The 16653-nt window shown below is 60.1% G+C and carries 12 protein-coding genes; 9 read left to right on the top strand and 3 right to left on the bottom strand.

From position 1 onward, the window contains the following. Positions 1-60 precede the first annotated feature (60 nt). A complete protein-coding gene (locus PPP56_RS01345; RefSeq protein ID WP_353562006.1) occupies positions 61-834 on the top strand; it encodes an MBL fold metallo-hydrolase in 774 nt (257 codons plus the stop codon). 96 nt (positions 835-930) lie between these two features. Here PPP56_RS01345 and galT read toward each other — a convergent pair whose 3' ends face one another. Together galT and PPP56_RS01335 are read right to left on the bottom strand one after the other, a co-directional pair. After that, complete coding sequence (gene galT / locus PPP56_RS01340; protein WP_353562004.1) at positions 931-1926, bottom strand: galactose-1-phosphate uridylyltransferase; 996 nt, start codon at positions 1924-1926, stop codon at positions 931-933. 108 nt (positions 1927-2034) lie between these two features. Next, a complete protein-coding gene (locus PPP56_RS01335; protein ID WP_353562002.1) occupies positions 2035-2871 on the bottom strand; it encodes a 2,3,4,5-tetrahydropyridine-2,6-dicarboxylate N-succinyltransferase in 837 nt (278 codons plus the stop codon). Between the two features lie 274 nt (positions 2872-3145). On the opposite strand from PPP56_RS01335, the gene PPP56_RS01330 reads away from it, so the two are divergent. The 7 genes from PPP56_RS01330 to ggt all read left to right on the top strand — a co-directional run bounded on the left by PPP56_RS01330 (position 3146) and on the right by ggt (position 12647). Continuing rightward, entirely contained in the window at positions 3146-3310 is a 165-nt protein-coding gene (locus tag PPP56_RS01330) for a hypothetical protein (protein WP_353562000.1), read from the top strand. 106 nt (positions 3311-3416) lie between these two features. Continuing rightward, entirely contained in the window at positions 3417-5438 is a 2022-nt protein-coding gene (dnaG, locus tag PPP56_RS01325; RefSeq protein WP_353561998.1) for a DNA primase, read from the top strand. Positions 5439-5461: 23 nt separating this feature from the next. Further along, positions 5462-7621 carry a polyphosphate kinase 1 gene (ppk1, locus tag PPP56_RS01320; protein WP_353561995.1) on the top strand — a complete coding sequence of 720 codons (2160 nt, stop codon included), beginning with the start codon at positions 5462-5464 and terminating at the stop codon, positions 7619-7621. Positions 7622-7662: 41 nt separating this feature from the next. Continuing rightward, entirely contained in the window at positions 7663-8199 is a 537-nt protein-coding gene (locus PPP56_RS01315; RefSeq protein WP_353561993.1) for a c-type cytochrome, read from the top strand. Positions 8200-8301: 102 nt separating this feature from the next. Then, the gene (locus PPP56_RS01310; protein WP_353561991.1) at positions 8302-8976 is read left to right on the top strand and encodes a hypothetical protein; all 675 of its coding nucleotides are present in this window, start codon (positions 8302-8304) and stop codon (positions 8974-8976) included. A gap of 245 nt (positions 8977-9221) precedes the next feature. Further along, positions 9222-10553, top strand: a complete 1332-nt coding sequence (locus tag PPP56_RS01305; protein WP_353561989.1) for an ABC1 kinase family protein — start codon at positions 9222-9224, stop codon at positions 10551-10553. A gap of 318 nt (positions 10554-10871) precedes the next feature. After that, positions 10872-12647, top strand: coding sequence for a gamma-glutamyltransferase (ggt, locus tag PPP56_RS01300; protein ID WP_353561987.1), 1776 nt, complete (start codon positions 10872-10874; stop codon positions 12645-12647). Between the two features lie 396 nt (positions 12648-13043). On the opposite strand, the gene PPP56_RS01295 is transcribed toward ggt, so the two are convergent. After that, positions 13044-15833, bottom strand: coding sequence for a TonB-dependent receptor (locus tag PPP56_RS01295; RefSeq protein ID WP_353561985.1), 2790 nt, complete (start codon positions 15831-15833; stop codon positions 13044-13046). 407 nt (positions 15834-16240) lie between these two features. Here PPP56_RS01295 and PPP56_RS01290 point away from each other — a divergent pair. After that, positions 16241-16653 (top strand): enoyl-CoA hydratase/isomerase family protein (locus PPP56_RS01290; protein ID WP_353561983.1); only part of this gene is annotated, 413 nt, incomplete at its 3' end.

The raw sequence follows: 16653 nt of genomic DNA, 5'->3' as shown, positions 1-16653 counted from the left end.
CAAATTAAGAAATCAAAACAGGTTCTATCTCTCTGATCTTTCCTGGACTGCTTTGTTACTATGAGCGTATTCTGTCATCTACTGGGCACGGGCGCCGCTATCAGCGACCCTCATCGCACCACGACGATGCTCGCCTTCTCAGACGACGCACATCCCGATCAGTCGCTCCTGGTTGACTGCGGCGGCGATGCCTTGCAGCGCTGGCAGGCCGTAGGCGGCGAGATTCGCGACATGGCGGCGCTCATCCTTACGCATGTGCATCCCGACCATATCAGCGGACTGCCCCTGCTTATGGAGAAAACGTGGCTCTCTGATCGCGAGGGGGATCTGCCGATATGCGGCTACCAGGAGACGATCGACCAGGCCAACCGGTGCATGGATGCATTTGCGTCGGTCACAGCCGGGTGGGACGGCATGCCCGAGATGGTTCCGCATGTGGTAGCCCGCAAGGCCGGTGCCCCTGTGTGGACCCGGAATCCCTGGCGTGTTACCAGCGCGCCTGTCGACCATGGCCCTCCGACGTTTGGCCTGCGGGTAGAGCATATGCCCTCAGGTACGGTGATGGCCTATTCGTGCGACACGGCGCCCTGCGATGCCGTGGTTGAGCTGGCTCACGAAGCCGACCTGCTCGTCCACGAGTCCAACGGCGCCGGGCCTGGGCACAGCAGCATGGTCGAGGCTGCCGACGTTGCGCGCGCTGCGAAGGCCAAGCAGCTCGTGCTGGTGCACCTCCCGCCGGGCGACAAGCAAGAGTCGCTGGCTGTGGCGCGCGATACTTTTCCAGAAACCACGCTCGGCGTTGAGGGAAAGAGCTACCCCGTAGCACGCAGCTGAGCACACAAGCACCAGGAGCAGAGCGGGGCCTTCTAACGTCCAGAACCCTGTTTCGGTTTGCAGGTGAGAGCGGGCACCAATGAAGCTAAAGGGGAGCTATTCGCCACGCAGAATGCGTGCGTCGCCCTCGGGGAGCGACGGGTTGATGAGCATGTTGGTGCCCAGCTCAAATCCTGCTCGCACCGACATCCGCGGCGTAAAGCGCAGGCTCCACACCAGGTGCGGCGCCGCCGCATCTGCATCGAGAGCCGTGTGCACCGTCATGTTATGATCTGGGTCGCTCGCACACTCTACGTAACGCCGCGTGATCGTGCGCGCCAGCTCGGCACAAGACTGGCGCTCCGCATCCGTCATTGCCCCGAAGTGCGCCATGTTGCGACGGGGAACGATCCATACGCTAAACGGGGCAGGGGCCGCATACGGCACGAACGCGACCATGTGCTCGTTCTCAGCAACCATGCGCTCGCCCCCTTCCTCACGTACGCGAACCGCTTGCATCAACGGCTCGCCGTGCTTCTCGTAATAGGTGCGGCAGCGCTGCTCCTCTGCAGCCATCTGCGTGGGCGGAAGTGGTGGAGCGATAAGCTGACTGTGGGGGTGCTCCAATGACGCGCCTGCGCGCCCTCCATGATTACGGAAAAGCACTGGGTACAGATCAGGATGCTCCGCACGCACTGCCGCGTGGCGGCGCTGGTAGAGCTTCAGCACAGCCGTTAGCTGCTCTACATCCAGAAACGCCCAGTGCCGATGATGATGCGGCGTATCAATCAGCACTTCTTGATATCCATATGCCGACCGCCCCTCATAGATCTGGTTTGTGGCCACTTCAGAACGAACCTCATTCTGAAACGCTGGATACTTGTTCGGGACGGCCCGCACGCGCCAGCCCCCTTCCCGGGTCACAATCTCGTCCAAGATGCCCGGAAGCATCTCCTCGTTACCTGGACAGAACGGACACCCGGCTACAGGACCGGACGTCTCATCGGGCGCTTCAACCTGGGTGCGCTTGGGACGCCCCCCACGGTCTGGCGCGCACGCCACCCACTGATCGGTGAGACGGTCGCGACGCATGTGGTACGAAGATAGATCCATGAAGCAATATAGGGGTAGAGGGATGCGAAGCGCTGCGTGTCTCGCGAAACGTATTCTGCATAGCGCCTCCGCCGGGGAGGCACACTCAATTTGCGGCAGACCCGCCCGTTAGCGCAGGGCATCTTCCAGCGCTGTAGCCGCATCGGTCTTGCCGTCGCGGTACTTGATGATAACAGGCGTGTAGAGCGAGAGCCCATGCTCGGCGCCAAAATCGCCACTGAGCGGACGCGTACCGGACACAACGACGGCGTTTTCAGGCACCTCAAGCGTGCCGTCCTCCGCCGTAATAACCTGCTCTTGTACCGCATCGTAGAGACGCGTAGAGCTGGTCAGCTGCACACCTGCAGCGATTACAGCCCCTTCGCGCACAATACACCCTTCGTAGACCCCGGCCTGTCCGCCAATAAACACGTCGTCTTCAATGATGACCGGTGTAGCGTTTACCGGCTCCAGCACGCCGCCAATCTGTGCAGCCGCCGACAGGTGAACGCGTTTGCCGATCTGCGCGCAGCTACCAACGAGCGCGTGCGAATCGACCATCGTACCTTCGTCGACGTAAGCCCCTACATTCACATACATCGGTGGCATACACACCACGCCCGGCGCCAGATAGCTTCCCGTACGCACCGATGACCCCCCCGGCACCAGGCGGACACCATCGGACTTCTGTACAGGCTTTACCGGATACGTGTGCTTGTCAAAGAATGGGAAGCCTTTCGTTGAATAGTCTACAATGCGCCCGATACGAAACCCGAGGAGAATGCCTTGCTTCACCCAGGCGTGAGCCGTCCATGTGCCGTCGTCGCGGCGCGAGGCTGAGCGTACCGTGCCGGTGTTCAGTGCGCGGATCAGATCAGCGACAGCGTCGCCAGCGACGCCCGCCTTGGGGTCGTCTTCAGATGCTAATGTTTCGATTCGATTACGGAGGGCCTCTACGTCAACCATCTATTTTTTTCTGGCATTAGAGTCATTAAAGCGAGCAAACCAGCCTTCAACATGCAATGCACATGGGGTATTGTAAAGGCACAGGCTGTGAAAACATCGTCGGGGGTACAGGTTCATCGTCCCTCCATTCAGGGATGCGGATCTCTGTGCCAACAGCGCCTGTACATTTTTGCGTCATATGTTTGTGCTGCATGCCCACCCCTTCTATACGTCCGGATGGCACCATGTAGCACGCACAGCCAACGATTCTACTCACAATCTGTCGATTCCGCTTATGCTCCGTCGCACCCTTATTCTCCTCGCCCTCTGCGCCCCACTTTACATTGGTGGATGCCAGTGCTCCAACAAACCTGACATTGGCCCGGTTGAAGACGAAGAAGAGGCACAGCTCCAGACGCCCGAGGCCCCCGGATCTACCTCTATGCCGTTGTATAGCTAATGTTGTATGGCTAATGTACGGCCAGCGCGTGTACGGGTAACGCGCTTGCCGTTCGGTCCCCACTCATTCGCTTCCCTCCCCGCCTCCACTTGACTGCTATCTCTGCATGGCCATCCCTGACGAGAAGGTTGACGAGATCCGCTCGACCGTCGACATCGTCGATGTGGTGGGCGACTACGTACGCCTGAAGCGTTCGGGACAGAGCTACAAGGGGCTGTGCCCGTTTCACGATGAAAACACCCCTTCTTTCCACGTCAACCCCGACGACAACCTCTATTATTGCTTTGGCTGCCAGAAGGGGGGCGATGTATTTTCTTTTGTGCAAGAGATGGAGGGCATCGGCTTTCTGGAAAGCGCTCGCTGGCTGGCTGAACGCACCGGCATCACGCTCCCGCAGTCGGATGCCGACGCCGAGGCCGCCTCGCAGCGCGAAGCCATCTACCAGGCCCTCCGCATAGCCGGCCGCTTCTTCTACCGGCAGCGTACGCAGTCAGAGCGCGGCGCGCCAGCACGGGCTTACCTGAGCGAGCGCGACTTTACCGCTGAAACGCTCAAGACGTTTGGCGTCGGCTATGCGCCCGACGAATGGGATGCCCTGCTCAAGCACGCGAAAAAGGAGCACGTTAAGCCGGAGGTGCTGCACGAGGCCGGGCTCATCATTGAGCGCAACAGCGGCGACGGCTACTACGATCGCTATCGCGGACGGGTCATCTTCCCGATCTTCTCGCACGTTGGCAAGGTGGTTGGGTTTGCCGGTCGCATTCTGGATGCAGACGCCGATCAGCCCAAGTACATCAACTCGCCTGAAACGGACGTCTACCACAAGAGCAACGTCTTGTACGGGCTCTACCAGGGCAAGTCGGCGATTCGGCACGAGAAAGAAGCCTGGGTCGTTGAGGGATATACCGACGTGATGGCACTGCAGCAAGCAGGTATCGAGCACGTGGTGGCAACGTGTGGCACGTCGCTCACGCCCAAGCACGTGCAGATGCTCGATCGGTATGCGCAGCGCGTGGTGCTGCTCTTCGACGGCGATGAAGCTGGCGGACGGGCGGCCCAGAGCGGCCTCAAGACGGTCATGGCTGAGGGGATGGGCGCATATGCCGTTACCCTTCCCGCCGGCCACGATCCCGATAGCTATGTGCGCGAACACGGCGCCGATGCCCTGCACGCCCACGTTGCAAACACGCGAAGCGATCTGCCGCAGTTCATGGTCGACCAGGCACACGCAGCCGGACGCATGAGCACCCCGGAAGACCGCGTTGAGGTGCAGCGCGATGTAGTGGCCGCTATCGCCGAAATTCCTGACCCTAACCTGCGCCGTGAATACGTTCGCCAGGCTGCGGACGTGCTTGACGTTCCCCCTGGCGATCTGCTTGTGCAGCTTGAGAAGCAGCGCGACGAACTACAGGCCAAGAAGCAGCGCCGCCAGCAGCGAAAAAAGCGAAATCAACAGCGAAACCGGCAACAAGACGAGCAGCGCCATCAGCCGCAGACGCATCGTTCCCAGCGTCCGTCGGCTCCGCGCCCACAGCCGCCCCCACCCAACGACGACGTTCCTGCTACCAACCGCGAGCGCCACGCCTCCCCCCAACCCAACGAAACGAGGCGCCCGCCCCAAGTGCTTCCTGAAGAGCGGTTGCTCTTGCGCCTCATGCTCGAAAAAGGCGCACGTATGATCCGTTACGTGCTCCAGCACATGGCACTCGACGAGTTCAGCGAAGGCCCCGTACGCGACCTGGTCAACTGCCTGATGCGTATGTACAAAAACGGCGACGTGCGCACCGAACGCATTGAACAAGGAAAAGAAGGCAAAACGCTCCAACAGCTTGCGGCATCGGTACGGGTGGATGCGTACAGTCCATCAGAGAACTGGGAGCGCCGCCGCAACATACGGGTACCCCGCATGAACGAGCGTCCGTACGAAGCCGCGGCAAGTGCGATGACCTACCTGAAGCTGGATCGCGTTGACGAAGCGCTCGATGACGTGCGCACGCGTCTACACAGCGCCGACCGTTCAGGAGATGACGACGCGGTCACCTCCCTGCAAAACCGCCTGATGAAGCTGCATAAGCTTCGCAAACACGTCAAGTCGCAAGCGTACCTCAACGCGCCCCCCACCGGATAATCTCCTTCACCGCCCTACGTGCTATGGCTGCCTCCGCCCCATCCCCTTCCGTGTCCTCTCTGCCCATCCACCATGCCCTGAGTCCGCAGCCGGTGCCCGAGTCGCCCTCGCTCGACCATCCCAGCCTCTACCTGAATCGCGAGCTAAGCTGGCTCGACTTCAACTGGCGCGTGCTCGACCTGGCCTACGACGACCGCACGCCGCTCATGGAGCGCCTTCGGTTTATCGGACTGGCCGCATCGAACCTGGATGGCTTCGTGCGCAAACGGGTGGGCGGACTCAAACGCCGGGTGGCCAATGGCGACGTGCGCATCGGAGCCGACGGGCGCACGCCCGAGGAGCAGCTCGCGCTCATTACCAGCGCGGTGCATAACCAGCACGATACCATCCACGACACCTGGACCCATGTGGTGGCGCCCGCTGCCGAAGAGGCCATCGGGCTTACCATTCGCTCGTGGAACGACGTTCCTCCTGAGGACCAGTCGCGCCTGGCGGCCTACGTCGAAGATCATATCGTGCCGATCCTGACGCCCCTCGCTGTAGATCCGGGGCGTCCGTTTCCGTTTATCTCGAACATGAGCCTCTCGCTTGCAGTCATCCTCACCAGCCCGTCGACCGGAACCGAGCATTTCGCACGTGTCAAGGTCCCGAAAGCCCGCAAGCGCTGGGTGCCGCTCAATGCCCCCATGGAGTTTATCGCGATCGAGGCGCTTATCGCAGCCCATGTCGACCGGCTCTTTCCAGGGATGCAAGTAGCCGGCGTCTATCCGTTTCGGGTGACACGCAACGCGGAGGTGCCACGCGACGATGACGACCCCGATGACCTGCTGGAATCGATCTCCGAACGTCTGCGCGAGCGCCGCTTTGCGCCCGTCGTACGCCTGGAAGTCGACACCGACATGCCCCGGGGCGTGCAGTCGTTCCTACAGGAGAAGCTCGACGTGCCCGACGAAGACGTATACACCACCGACGACCCGCTCGACCTGACCGATGTCGACGCGCTCGCGGACCTGCATGTGCCCGACGCGCGCTTCGACCGCTCGCTTCGCTTTCCGAGCTGGACCCCCACCCTTCATCCTGATCTGCCTCATCCCACCCGTGCCCCCGACAATTCACTCTTCGACGCGGTGCGCGATACCGACATGCTGCTGCACCACCCGTATCACTCGTTCGAAGACAGCGTACAGCGCTTCATCGAAGAAGCCGCCGACGACCCAGAGGTGCTCGCCATCAAGATGACGCTCTACCGCACCTCTGAAGACTCTCCTATCGTTCGCGCGCTCATCGATGCAGCCGAACAAGGTACGCAGGTGGCCGTCCTGGTTGAGGTGAAGGCACGATTTGACGAAGAAAAGAACATCGCCTGGGGACGCAAGCTGGAGGATGCGGGCGTACACGTCGCCTACGGGGTGGTCGGGCTCAAAACCCACGCGCAGGCCGCTCTCGTGGTGCGGCGCGAATCGGGGGGCCCACGCACATATGCACACATCAGCACAGGCAACTACAATACACGCACGGCCCGGCAGTACACCGACTACGGACTGCTCACCGCCCACCCCGCGATCAGCCGCGACCTAACGCAGCTGTTTCACTTTCTTACCGGATTCGCACCGGACCAGACCTACGACGAACTGGTTACCGCTCCGCAGTCGATGCGCTCAACGTGGCAGTCTCACATCGGCGATGAGATAGACGCTGCCAGACAGGGTGCCAAGGCTCGCATCCTCCTGAAAATGAATGAACTGACAGACATAGATCTCATTCAGGAGCTGTACCGCGCCTCACAGGCGGGCGTGGAGATCGACCTGGTTGTGCGTGGACAGTGCCGCGTGCGTCCGGGCGTGCCCGGTGTAAGCAACACCATTCGCGTGCACAGCATCGTAGACCGTTTTCTGGAGCACGATCGCGTGTTCTGCTTCTGGGCCAGCGGGTCGCCGCGGGTGTACATCAGCAGCGCCGACTGGCAGAGCAGCCGCCTCGACGACCGCGTAGAGGCCGCTGTGCCGGTGCTCAACCAACAGCTACGCGACCGCCTCATCGACCACCTGAAAGCTGCACTTGAACCACGCCCCCGCACCTGGGTCCTCGGCCCTGACGGGCGCTACGTACGCGCCGACGACGGCACGAACACACGCAGCGTTCAGGAAATGTTGATGCAACGCTACGCTTCAGATGCGAGTTAAGCGCTGTACTACCGTTCGTTTCTACGATTATCCCTGCATTCATGCTTCTCCGCTACTGCCTTCCTGCCCTGCTCTTTTTCGGGCTGTTACTTGTAAGCCTCGCCGGATGTGCCGGTGACGACGGCGACGGCGTACGCGCTGCCGCCGATCCGTACGAGTACGGACAACGCATCTACACCCTGCGCTGTCAGACGTGCCACCAGCCCGACGGCGCGGGCATTGCGGGTGCTTTCCCCCCACTTACCCCGCCCAACCCATGGGTCAACGACGACAAGGGCCGCCTCATTCGACTGGTGCTCCACGGCGTCCGCGGTGAGATGGAGGTACACGGCGAAACCTACCGGGGCGTGATGCCCGGATTTAGCTACCTGAACGACGACGAGGTGGCTGCCGTACTTACCTACGTACGCCAGAGCTTCGGCAACGACACCACCGCGGTGTCGCCCGAACAGGTGGCTGCAGTGCGCGCCGCCAACGACGCCCCCCGCCGTGGCTGGGACGCCGACGACCTGTGGGAGGCAACCGGCATCCCCGAGGTCGAAAACGTGGAGGTCGACTCGCTCTCGTTTGCTCCGTAGCCACGCTCGTGGCCTCTCGCCGGCGGTTGGCTTGTGCCTGTCGACCTACTTGCCACTGTTCTCTATTCCTGCCTATTTCTGCTGCTTACTTCTGCCCTACTCATGCACATCGACCCTGACGCGTTTGCCGAAAAGAAGCAGCTCGTTGATGCAGCCGTTGCTGTCTACAACGACGACCCCGGCAAGCTCACAACCGGAGCCATCTGCCAGGTGGCTCGCACCGACCGCATCACGTTTGCCTCATACTTTGATGCGCCCGAAGACGCCCTCGCTGCGTTCTACACGCTCGTGTTTGAGCAGTACCACCTGATTCGTCTCTCCACCGAGGGCTACGCACAGTTCTCGTTCGAGGAACGGCTCGCCACGTTCCTCTACATCCTGACCGATGTGCTCGAAGAGCAGCGCGCTTTTGTGCAGGCGACCTTCGACACGCAGATTCGCTGCGAAGCTGCATTCCGTGAACACGTGCAGGCCGAGCTCCAGCGCCTGCTCCAGGAAGACACCGTTCCGGAGACCAACCGCGTCGTGACCCGCCAGTGGCCCGTGTACACGCTCTTCACGGAGGCTGTGCTGCGCATCATCCGTTTCTGGATGCACGACACCAGTACCAACCGCGAAGCCACCACCGCCCTCATCGACAAGCTCGTCAGCTTCACCGCCGAGGTCGTCACGTTTCGCGGCGTGCAGCGCGGTGCCGACCTCGCCTGGTACGCCACCAAGGTCGACGTGCTTGGCCTCAGCCGCCTGCCGGTCGTCCGCTGGTTCTTCGGGTCCTGAATCAGCCCGCCCTGAAAGGCAGATCGAACAGAGCAAGGCCCGCCGAAACCCGTCAAGGTACGAGGGATGCGCACGCCGCGCTGCGCCGGTTGCCTCCGCCCACAAACCAGAGGAGGACTGCCACCAGTCGGCGCGCAGATCCATCGACAATCTCACATCCCCCCTGGAACGGCTTCCTCGCTGCAGACGTGCCGCATATGCCCAACGGGTCGACCATTTGTACCTCCGACTTTCCGTACCCCCCCATGTCTGATTCCGACTCCAGCACCGATTTCCCGGCCTCTAAATTCGACCGCGGAAAGATCTTTGCCAAAACGGGCTTGAAGGTAGGCGCCAACTATGCACGCTACCTGAAAGACCGCGTCACAAACCGCAAGGGCGACAAAACCGCACAGAAGGCAGCCCTGAACACCCAGAACGCCAAAGATATCTACGCCGAACTCACCAAACTGCGGGGCACTGCCCTGAAGCTTGCGCAGTCTATGAGTATGGACACCGGCGTGTTGCCCGATGAGTTCATGGACGTGATGGCCCAGGCGCAGTATAAGGTACCGCCTATGAACCAGGCCCTTGTGCGCAAACGCATCCGTGACGGACTCGGGCGCTACCCGGAACTGCTCTTTGACTCGTTTCAGGGGGATGCGATCGCTGCTGCCTCAATCGGGCAGGTGCACCGCGCTACCCTCAGCGACGGCCGCGACGTGGCGGTGAAGGTGCAGTATCCGAACATCCGTAACACCATCGAATCGGACCTGACGGTGGCGCGCCAGCTGTTCGGCCGTCTTGTAAATGGCCCCTACCTCGACGAGTACTTCGAAGAGGTGCGCTCGATGCTTATGCTCGAAACCGACTACGAGAACGAAGCCGAGAACATCGACTTCTTCGCTGACCAGTACGACTACGATGGCGTCGTTACGCCCGAAGCCGTGCACGAGTACACCTCGCAGACGGTGCTTACCATGACGTTTGTCGAGGGACAGCACATGGAGGAGTTTCTTGCCGGACAGCCCGGGCAGGAGCGGCGCAATCACTTTGGACAGCTCTTGTGGGACTTCGTTCACGATCAGATTGCCAGTAACTACTGCACGCTGCATGCCGATGCCCACCCCGGCAACTTTCTCTTTCGGGACGACGGACGCCTCGGCGTAATTGACTTCGGGTGCGTAAAGCGCTTCCCTCAGAACTTCCGCGACGACATGCTGCGTCTGTGGAACGCGCGCATCCACGATAACCAGGATGCTATCGACACCATGCTCCACAAGCTCGACATACTGCACGACGAAATGAACGCGTCTACGCGTGAACGAGTCACGTCGTTTTTTGAGCGCTTTGGCCGCCTTATCGTGCGTCCCTACCGCAGCGACACGTTCGACTTTGGCGATGACGCCTTTTATGACGAGCTGAAAGCGTGCTTCAAGGAAGGGTCGCAGCTACGCGAAACCTCAGGGTCGCATCACTTCATCTTTATCAACAAAGTACTGGTCGGGCTCTTCAGCCTGATGGCCCAGCTCAGACCAACCATCGACACGCGCCACAGTCAGGACCTCTTGCACCAGAGCGTAGACGCCCTGGCATAACTATAACATCGATCTGCGCTGGGGCTTTCGAGCTGGGGCTTTCGAGCTGGGGCTTTCGAGCTGGAGCCCCGATGTGTACGCTGAAGCATAGGCAGACGCGAATGCGCATTCGGTGGAGCCCCCGCCCGCTCGATCAGCAGGTATATTCGGCCAGCGCAGTCAACGGCTTCAACAAAGCTGCGACATATAACGGAGTTCTGGCGCTTCCCTTTCACTTCCTGGGCCTGCTCCGTATTCTACATATCTACCCGGTACCCTCCTGCACGGCATCTCAGCCCTGCGGAAGCCCGCTATACTCTCATCTGTCTTACACCCACTATGGACTTGCACTCTACGGACTTGCACTCTACTACCTGGTCGCTCATTTTGGGCGCGTTATCGCTCCTGCTTGTTGTGAGCGCTACCTGGCCGGCCCATGTACATGCTCAGATCGACCGTTCCAATGATCATTTTGTGACCCGCTCTGAAGTCATCGGCGCCAACGGCATGGTTGCCACCAGCCAGCCGCTGGCTACGCAGGTTGGGCTCGATATCTTAAAGCAAGGCGGCAACGCCATGGACGCTGCCATCGCTGCCAACGCTGCTGTCGGGCTTATGGAGCCGACCGGAAACGGCATCGGGGGCGACCTCTTCGCCATCATATGGGATGCAGACACGGAGTCGCTCTACGCGCTCAATGCCAGCGGACGCTCGCCTGAGGAGCTTTCGTACGAGCAGCTCTTGCAGGAGCTGGATGCGCGCGATGCCGACAGCATTCCCCCCTACGACCTGATGTCGATCTCGGTGCCGGGCGCGGTGAGCGGCTGGTTCTCGATCCACGATCGCTTCGGAGCGCTCGACATGGATGCGATCCTCTCCCCCACGATCCGCTATGCCGAAGAAGGGTTTCCGGTAAGTGAGCAGATCGCGCAGTCGTGGCAGCGTAGCGTGCCGTTCCTGCTTGACCGCATAGGCGATGTCGGCGCATTTGAAGAAACGTTCACGATCGACGGGCGCGGCCCCGAAACCGGCGAGATCTTTCGCAACCCCGACCTTGGCGCTACCCTGCGCCTTCTGGCTGAAGACGGACGCAGCGCGTTCTATGAGGGTGCTATCGCCGAGCGTATCGACGCGTTCATGCGCGAGCACGGCGGCTTTCTGCGCAAGTCGGACTTCGAGAACCACACCGACGACTGGGTCGATCCGGTATCGGTGAACTACCGCGGCTACGACGTGCACCAGATCGGCGGCAACAACCAGGGAACGGCCGTCTTGCAGATGCTTCAGATTTTAGAAGGCTATGATCTAACCTCGAAAGGGTTTGGCACGGAAGAGACGCTGCACCTTATGATCGAAGCCAAAAAGCTATCCTACGAAGACCGCGCCAAGCACTACGCCGACCCTGACTTTTACGACGCGCCCTTGGAGCGCCTGCTTTCTGACGCGTATGCCGATGAGCGCCGCGCGCTTATCGACGATACCGCCTCCGATCGCGTTACCACTGGCGTGGAGCTGATGGAAGACGGCGACACCATCTACCTGACAACGGCCGACAGCGAAGGCAATATGGTATCGCTCATTCAGAGTAACTTTCGTGGCATGGGCACGGGGTTTGTCGTACCGGGCACAGGGTTCAGCTTCCAGAACCGCGGCGAGCTGTTCTCGCTCGACCCCGACCACCCGAACGTATACGAGCCCGGGAAGCGGCCCTTTCATACCATCATTCCAGGCTTTGTCACGAAAGATGGCGAGCCCTGGTTTAGCTTCGGGAATATGGGCGGGGCCTACCAGCCGATCGGGCATCTCTCGATCTTGACCAACATCATCGACTTTGGGATGAACACGCAGGAAGCCGGGGATGCGTTTCGCTGGCGCCACTACGACTCTACAGCGCCCACGACCTCGGTTGAGGACGCGCTCGAAGACGGCGGGCGTGTCTTTATTGAGTCGAGTGTTGACTACGATGTGGTGCGCGGCCTGCGACAGCGCGGACATAACGTGACGATCGGCGGCGGCTTCTATGGTCGCTACCAGGGCATCCGGTATGATGCGGAGCAGGGCGTCTTCTACGGCGCTTCTGAGTCGCGCGTAGACGGGCAGGCCGCTGGGTACTGACGAGCCTTGCGCACAGCGCGGCTTTTGTGATACACCAGTATGATAATGATCCACCAGAGGGACGCCGCAGCGTGCGGCGTCCCTCTTTTTATGAGTCGCACCTTGTACAGGAGAGGTGGCTCTTCGCATCTGGCTTCCCCTACATTTGTTTACGCGTCTATATGTTTATGCGTCTACAGCCACGGGGCACGCCGCTGTGACCTGTACGCATCCTTGACTTCGCCGTGAGGTGAGAGCATACGCCTGCGCGATGCCCGTAACCTACAAACGGGCGCCCCCGGAGCAGATCCGGAGGCGCCCGTTGGATGCGAAGCCTTGCAGCGCTCGCATTCCCCCTACTGCATGCTCGTATCGCATGTCTGTAGGATGGTTAGGCAGTGAGCCTGTTGATACGCGTTAGTACATAACCGAGACACCCAGATAGATCATGCGACCCATGGGAGCCGACCCGTAAGCCGTGATGTTGTTGGCATCGGTGAGGTTGGTACCGCCCAGGTTAACGGTGGTGCGTAGCTCGGGGAAGTTGTAGCCAAGCTGCGCGTTGACGACCGCCGTGCTCTCGATGGTGCCTTCGGCGAAGGGCATCTGATAGACGTAATCGTTGTGCCAGCGTACGTTGGCGTTATAGGTGAGCCGCTGGAAGAGCTCGCCGCGGGCGCCAAGGTTGAACTTGTGCTCGGGCGTGTTGAAGCCAAGGTTGATTGCCCCACGAAGCTCTTCATCATCGCTGATGGAGGACCACGTGTAGTTGCCGCTTAGCGTAAGCTCGCGGTTGAACCGGTACTCCAGCCCAAGCTGCAGTCCTTGCGTGGTAACATCCTGGTCGGCGTTAAGCCACACCTGCATCAGGCGCGCCCGGCGCGGGTCGTCTTCGTCACGCGCGAGGTCGGCCAGGGTGATGTTCGTGCCATCTTCCTTTCCGATGAACCGCCGCGTGCCGATGAAGTCGGTGTAATTGCTTCGGTAGTAGCTAACGTCGGCAAAAAACCCGCCGACGGCTCCTTTGTATCCGACCTCGATACTATTCATCTTCTCGACGTCGAGCGGGTCGATCTGGAAGAGATTTTCTTCCTGAACCTGCTGCACCACGGGCGTTTCGCTGAACGGATCAGCCGCTACGTATCCGTTTTCAGAGTTACCGCGGAGGAGGATCGGTCCGATGTCGAGATAGATGTACTGGTCGAGCTGAGCCGGAGCGCGGAACGCCTGGGCGTAGCTGGCACGGACGTTATGCCGGCGCTGTTCGTCGAGCGAGAACACCCCGGAGACCCGTGGCGAAAACTGCGTATCGAAGTTCTTGAACTCGTCGACGCGTCCGACAGCCGAGAGGCTCAGACGGTCGTTGATGAGCCGGCGCTGCAGGCGCAGGAACCCGCCGTACTCGTAGTTATCGATACCATCGCGCACGGCGCGGGTATCTCCTTCGTCGCCTTGCAGGGGCGAGGCGTTGGGGCCGTCGGTAAAGAGCGTACCGCTTGAGGTGAGCCGGAACTGCCGGTAGTTTGCTCCTACGGTAACGTCGACGATATCAGACTGGAGGGTGTACTGCCCTTCGGTGTGGTACACCTGCGAGTCGATATCGAAGACCGGGCTGGCACCGCTGGGGGGGAGCCCGAGCGTAGCGCCGCGTGCCTCTGCAAACCGGTCTTGTCCAGGCTGCGGGAGCACGCCACTGGCCTCGCGCTGCGCCACTTCAAACGGGTTGGCGGCTCCGTTTGCCACGGCCTCCTGATACGCCTGTCCGTAAACGATTGCGTAGGCTGCCGCATACGGAACGGCCAGGTTCTGCAGGAAGTTAGCCCGGTCGCGCTCCGTGTCGCTGAGTTCGCTAAGGTCGCGGTCGCCGATCCGGTAGGCGCGCTGGTTCATGAGTGCACCGAGCAGGTTCAGGTCGAAGGTGTCGCCCGGCTTGTCGGCCGTACGGTAGGCACGTATCGTCCAATCGTTGCTTTCGAGCGACAGCGAGTGGGTGTTGATGCTGATGTCGTCGAAGAGAAAGCGGTTCGAGCTCTGGTAGATGCCTCGCCCCTCCGCATAGCGATACCAGTAGGTGGCTTTGATATCGTCGCTCAGGAGCACGCTTACGGTGGGGCTGATCTGCCACATGCCGGCGCGGAAGTCGTTTGGCACCAGCGATGCTTCTTCGAAGCCCGGCGTAAAGATGTTGTTGGTGCTGGTGTCGATCCCAAATCCCTGCAGGATCGGCGCAATGTCGGCGTTTGTGCTCAGGTTGATGGCACCATACCGGTTCACCGCATCGAATCCGCGCGGGTCTCCCGTTTCATTATTGCCGGGCACGACGCTATTCCGTTGGGCATCAAAGTTATTGCTGATGAACTCATCGGCGCGCATAAAGCGCCCAACGAGCTTTACGGCAAACCGGTCGCCAAACGTCTCGGCATATCGACCCGAGATGTCGTACATGTCGCGCGTGCCGCCACGCACATCCAGCTCAATCCCCTGGTCTTCGAACGGGTCGCGGGTATTCATAATGACCACCCCGTTAAACGCGTTGGCGCCGTAGAGCGCTGAGTTAGCGCCATGGATCACATCAACGCTGGCAAGGTCGATCTGTGGTGGGCCCGAGATGTTACCGGGATAGATCGACAGCGACGGAGAGAGGTAGTCAGTGTAGTCAACCAACTGGATGAGACGCTCTGACTTTGCGCTGTTAAACCCGCGCGTAGAGAGGCTGCTGATGAGCATGCTGGACCGGCTCACATCAATGCCCTTGAGCGACTCCAGGCTTGCCATAAGCTCGGTAGAAGGGCGTGATGCGAGGTCGCGTCCGGTGAGCCGGTCGACCGTCACGGGCGTCTCAAGAATGCGCTCATCAACACGCGAGGCGGATACGATGATCTCGTCTCCTCGAAAGACGCTCTCTCGCATGGTAACCTGCAGGTCTGACGTAGGCCCTTCAAGCACCTGCTCGGTTGGCTCAAATCCAATAAACGTGAACCGGAGACTGACGGGCTCGCCATCGAACGGTACATTAATAGCAAAGCGACCTTGTCCATCGGTTGTTGTACCCCGGTATGTACCTACGACAGATACATTAACACCCGGAAGCGCTTCGCCCTCAGTGTCAACAACCGTGCCCTGCACGTTTTGAGCTTGTACGAATGTTCCCCATCCTGTAAGGAGCGCAAGTAGAATCACGCACCATGTTGTAACCACATATTTCATATTGACCACTATTTAATGACAATTACGTATAGGTTTTTGATTACAGCTTTACAGTGTTTACACATCGATTCATATTATAACGAGAAAAGCGCTTTCAGTCAACAGGCATTGGCCATCATACAGCGTGTTTAATGCTTTAGGACGCTAATATAGATGTGGATACGCGGTCTTGCCTCCTTTCGTGTTGGTATCAAGGTTCGGCTCAGAATCGGTCGGCGACTTCCATATCACCGTCTGCGTTTGTACCGTGTATGTGCAGTGCCTCAAAGCTATGTTCAGAAACTGCGGTTTAGAAGCCTCGGGCAGATGCATACGCGGCGAGGAGCGTAGCTACTGAAACGCCAGACTGATGGAGTTACAACCCTGCTGCAGTCTCTAACCTTCCTCTCACCTTCTTTCTTTTCGTTATGCCTGAGCACGCTGATCTGGTTACCGTCTCTGTAGATAATGCGGTAGCCGCGGTACAACTGAACCGGCCCGATCGTCGTAACGCACTCAGCCCCGAACTGGACGAGGCGCTGCGCACCACATTGAAATCTGTGGCCCACCGCGATGACGTCCGTGCTATTCTGCTGCACGCTGCAGGCTCAACGTTCTGCGCGGGCGCTGACCTCCAGTTTTTGCATCCTTCGCCAACTCCCGAAGAGATTCAGACGCACGTACTGGATCGCTATGCTCCGCTGGTACGCCAGATCGTAGACAGCCGCGTCCCGGTTGTCGCTGCGCTCAATGGCTCTACTGCCGGAGCAGGCCTCGCAATTGCACTGGCCTGCGACCTGCGCCTGATGGCCGACGATGCCGTGTTTGTGGCAGGCTTTAG

It is taken from the genome of Longimonas sp. (assembly GCF_040409695.1).
Taxonomy (GTDB): Bacteria; Bacteroidota; Rhodothermia; order Rhodothermales; family Salinibacteraceae; genus Longimonas.
Note: the sequence above shows the minus strand (reverse complement) of the source record. Positions and strands in the feature narration are given on the sequence as shown.

Excerpts from the sequence above, each read along its gene's own strand:
- PPP56_RS01345 (WP_353562006.1), top strand. The coding sequence starts at position 61 with ATGAGCGTATTCTGTCATCTACTGGGCACGGGCGCCGCTATCAGCGAC.
- galT (WP_353562004.1), bottom strand. The coding sequence starts at position 1,926 with ATGGATCTATCTTCGTACCACATGCGTCGCGACCGTCTCACCGATCAG.
- PPP56_RS01335 (WP_353562002.1), bottom strand. The coding sequence starts at position 2,871 with ATGGTTGACGTAGAGGCCCTCCGTAATCGAATCGAAACATTAGCATCT.
- PPP56_RS01330 (WP_353562000.1), top strand. The coding sequence starts at position 3,146 with ATGCTCCGTCGCACCCTTATTCTCCTCGCCCTCTGCGCCCCACTTTAC.
- dnaG (WP_353561998.1), top strand. The coding sequence starts at position 3,417 with ATGGCCATCCCTGACGAGAAGGTTGACGAGATCCGCTCGACCGTCGAC.
- ppk1 (WP_353561995.1), top strand. The coding sequence starts at position 5,462 with ATGGCTGCCTCCGCCCCATCCCCTTCCGTGTCCTCTCTGCCCATCCAC.
- PPP56_RS01315 (WP_353561993.1), top strand. The coding sequence starts at position 7,663 with ATGCTTCTCCGCTACTGCCTTCCTGCCCTGCTCTTTTTCGGGCTGTTA.
- PPP56_RS01310 (WP_353561991.1), top strand. The coding sequence starts at position 8,302 with ATGCACATCGACCCTGACGCGTTTGCCGAAAAGAAGCAGCTCGTTGAT.
- PPP56_RS01305 (WP_353561989.1), top strand. The coding sequence starts at position 9,222 with ATGTCTGATTCCGACTCCAGCACCGATTTCCCGGCCTCTAAATTCGAC.
- ggt (WP_353561987.1), top strand. The coding sequence starts at position 10,872 with ATGGACTTGCACTCTACGGACTTGCACTCTACTACCTGGTCGCTCATT.
- PPP56_RS01295 (WP_353561985.1), bottom strand. The coding sequence starts at position 15,833 with ATGAAATATGTGGTTACAACATGGTGCGTGATTCTACTTGCGCTCCTT.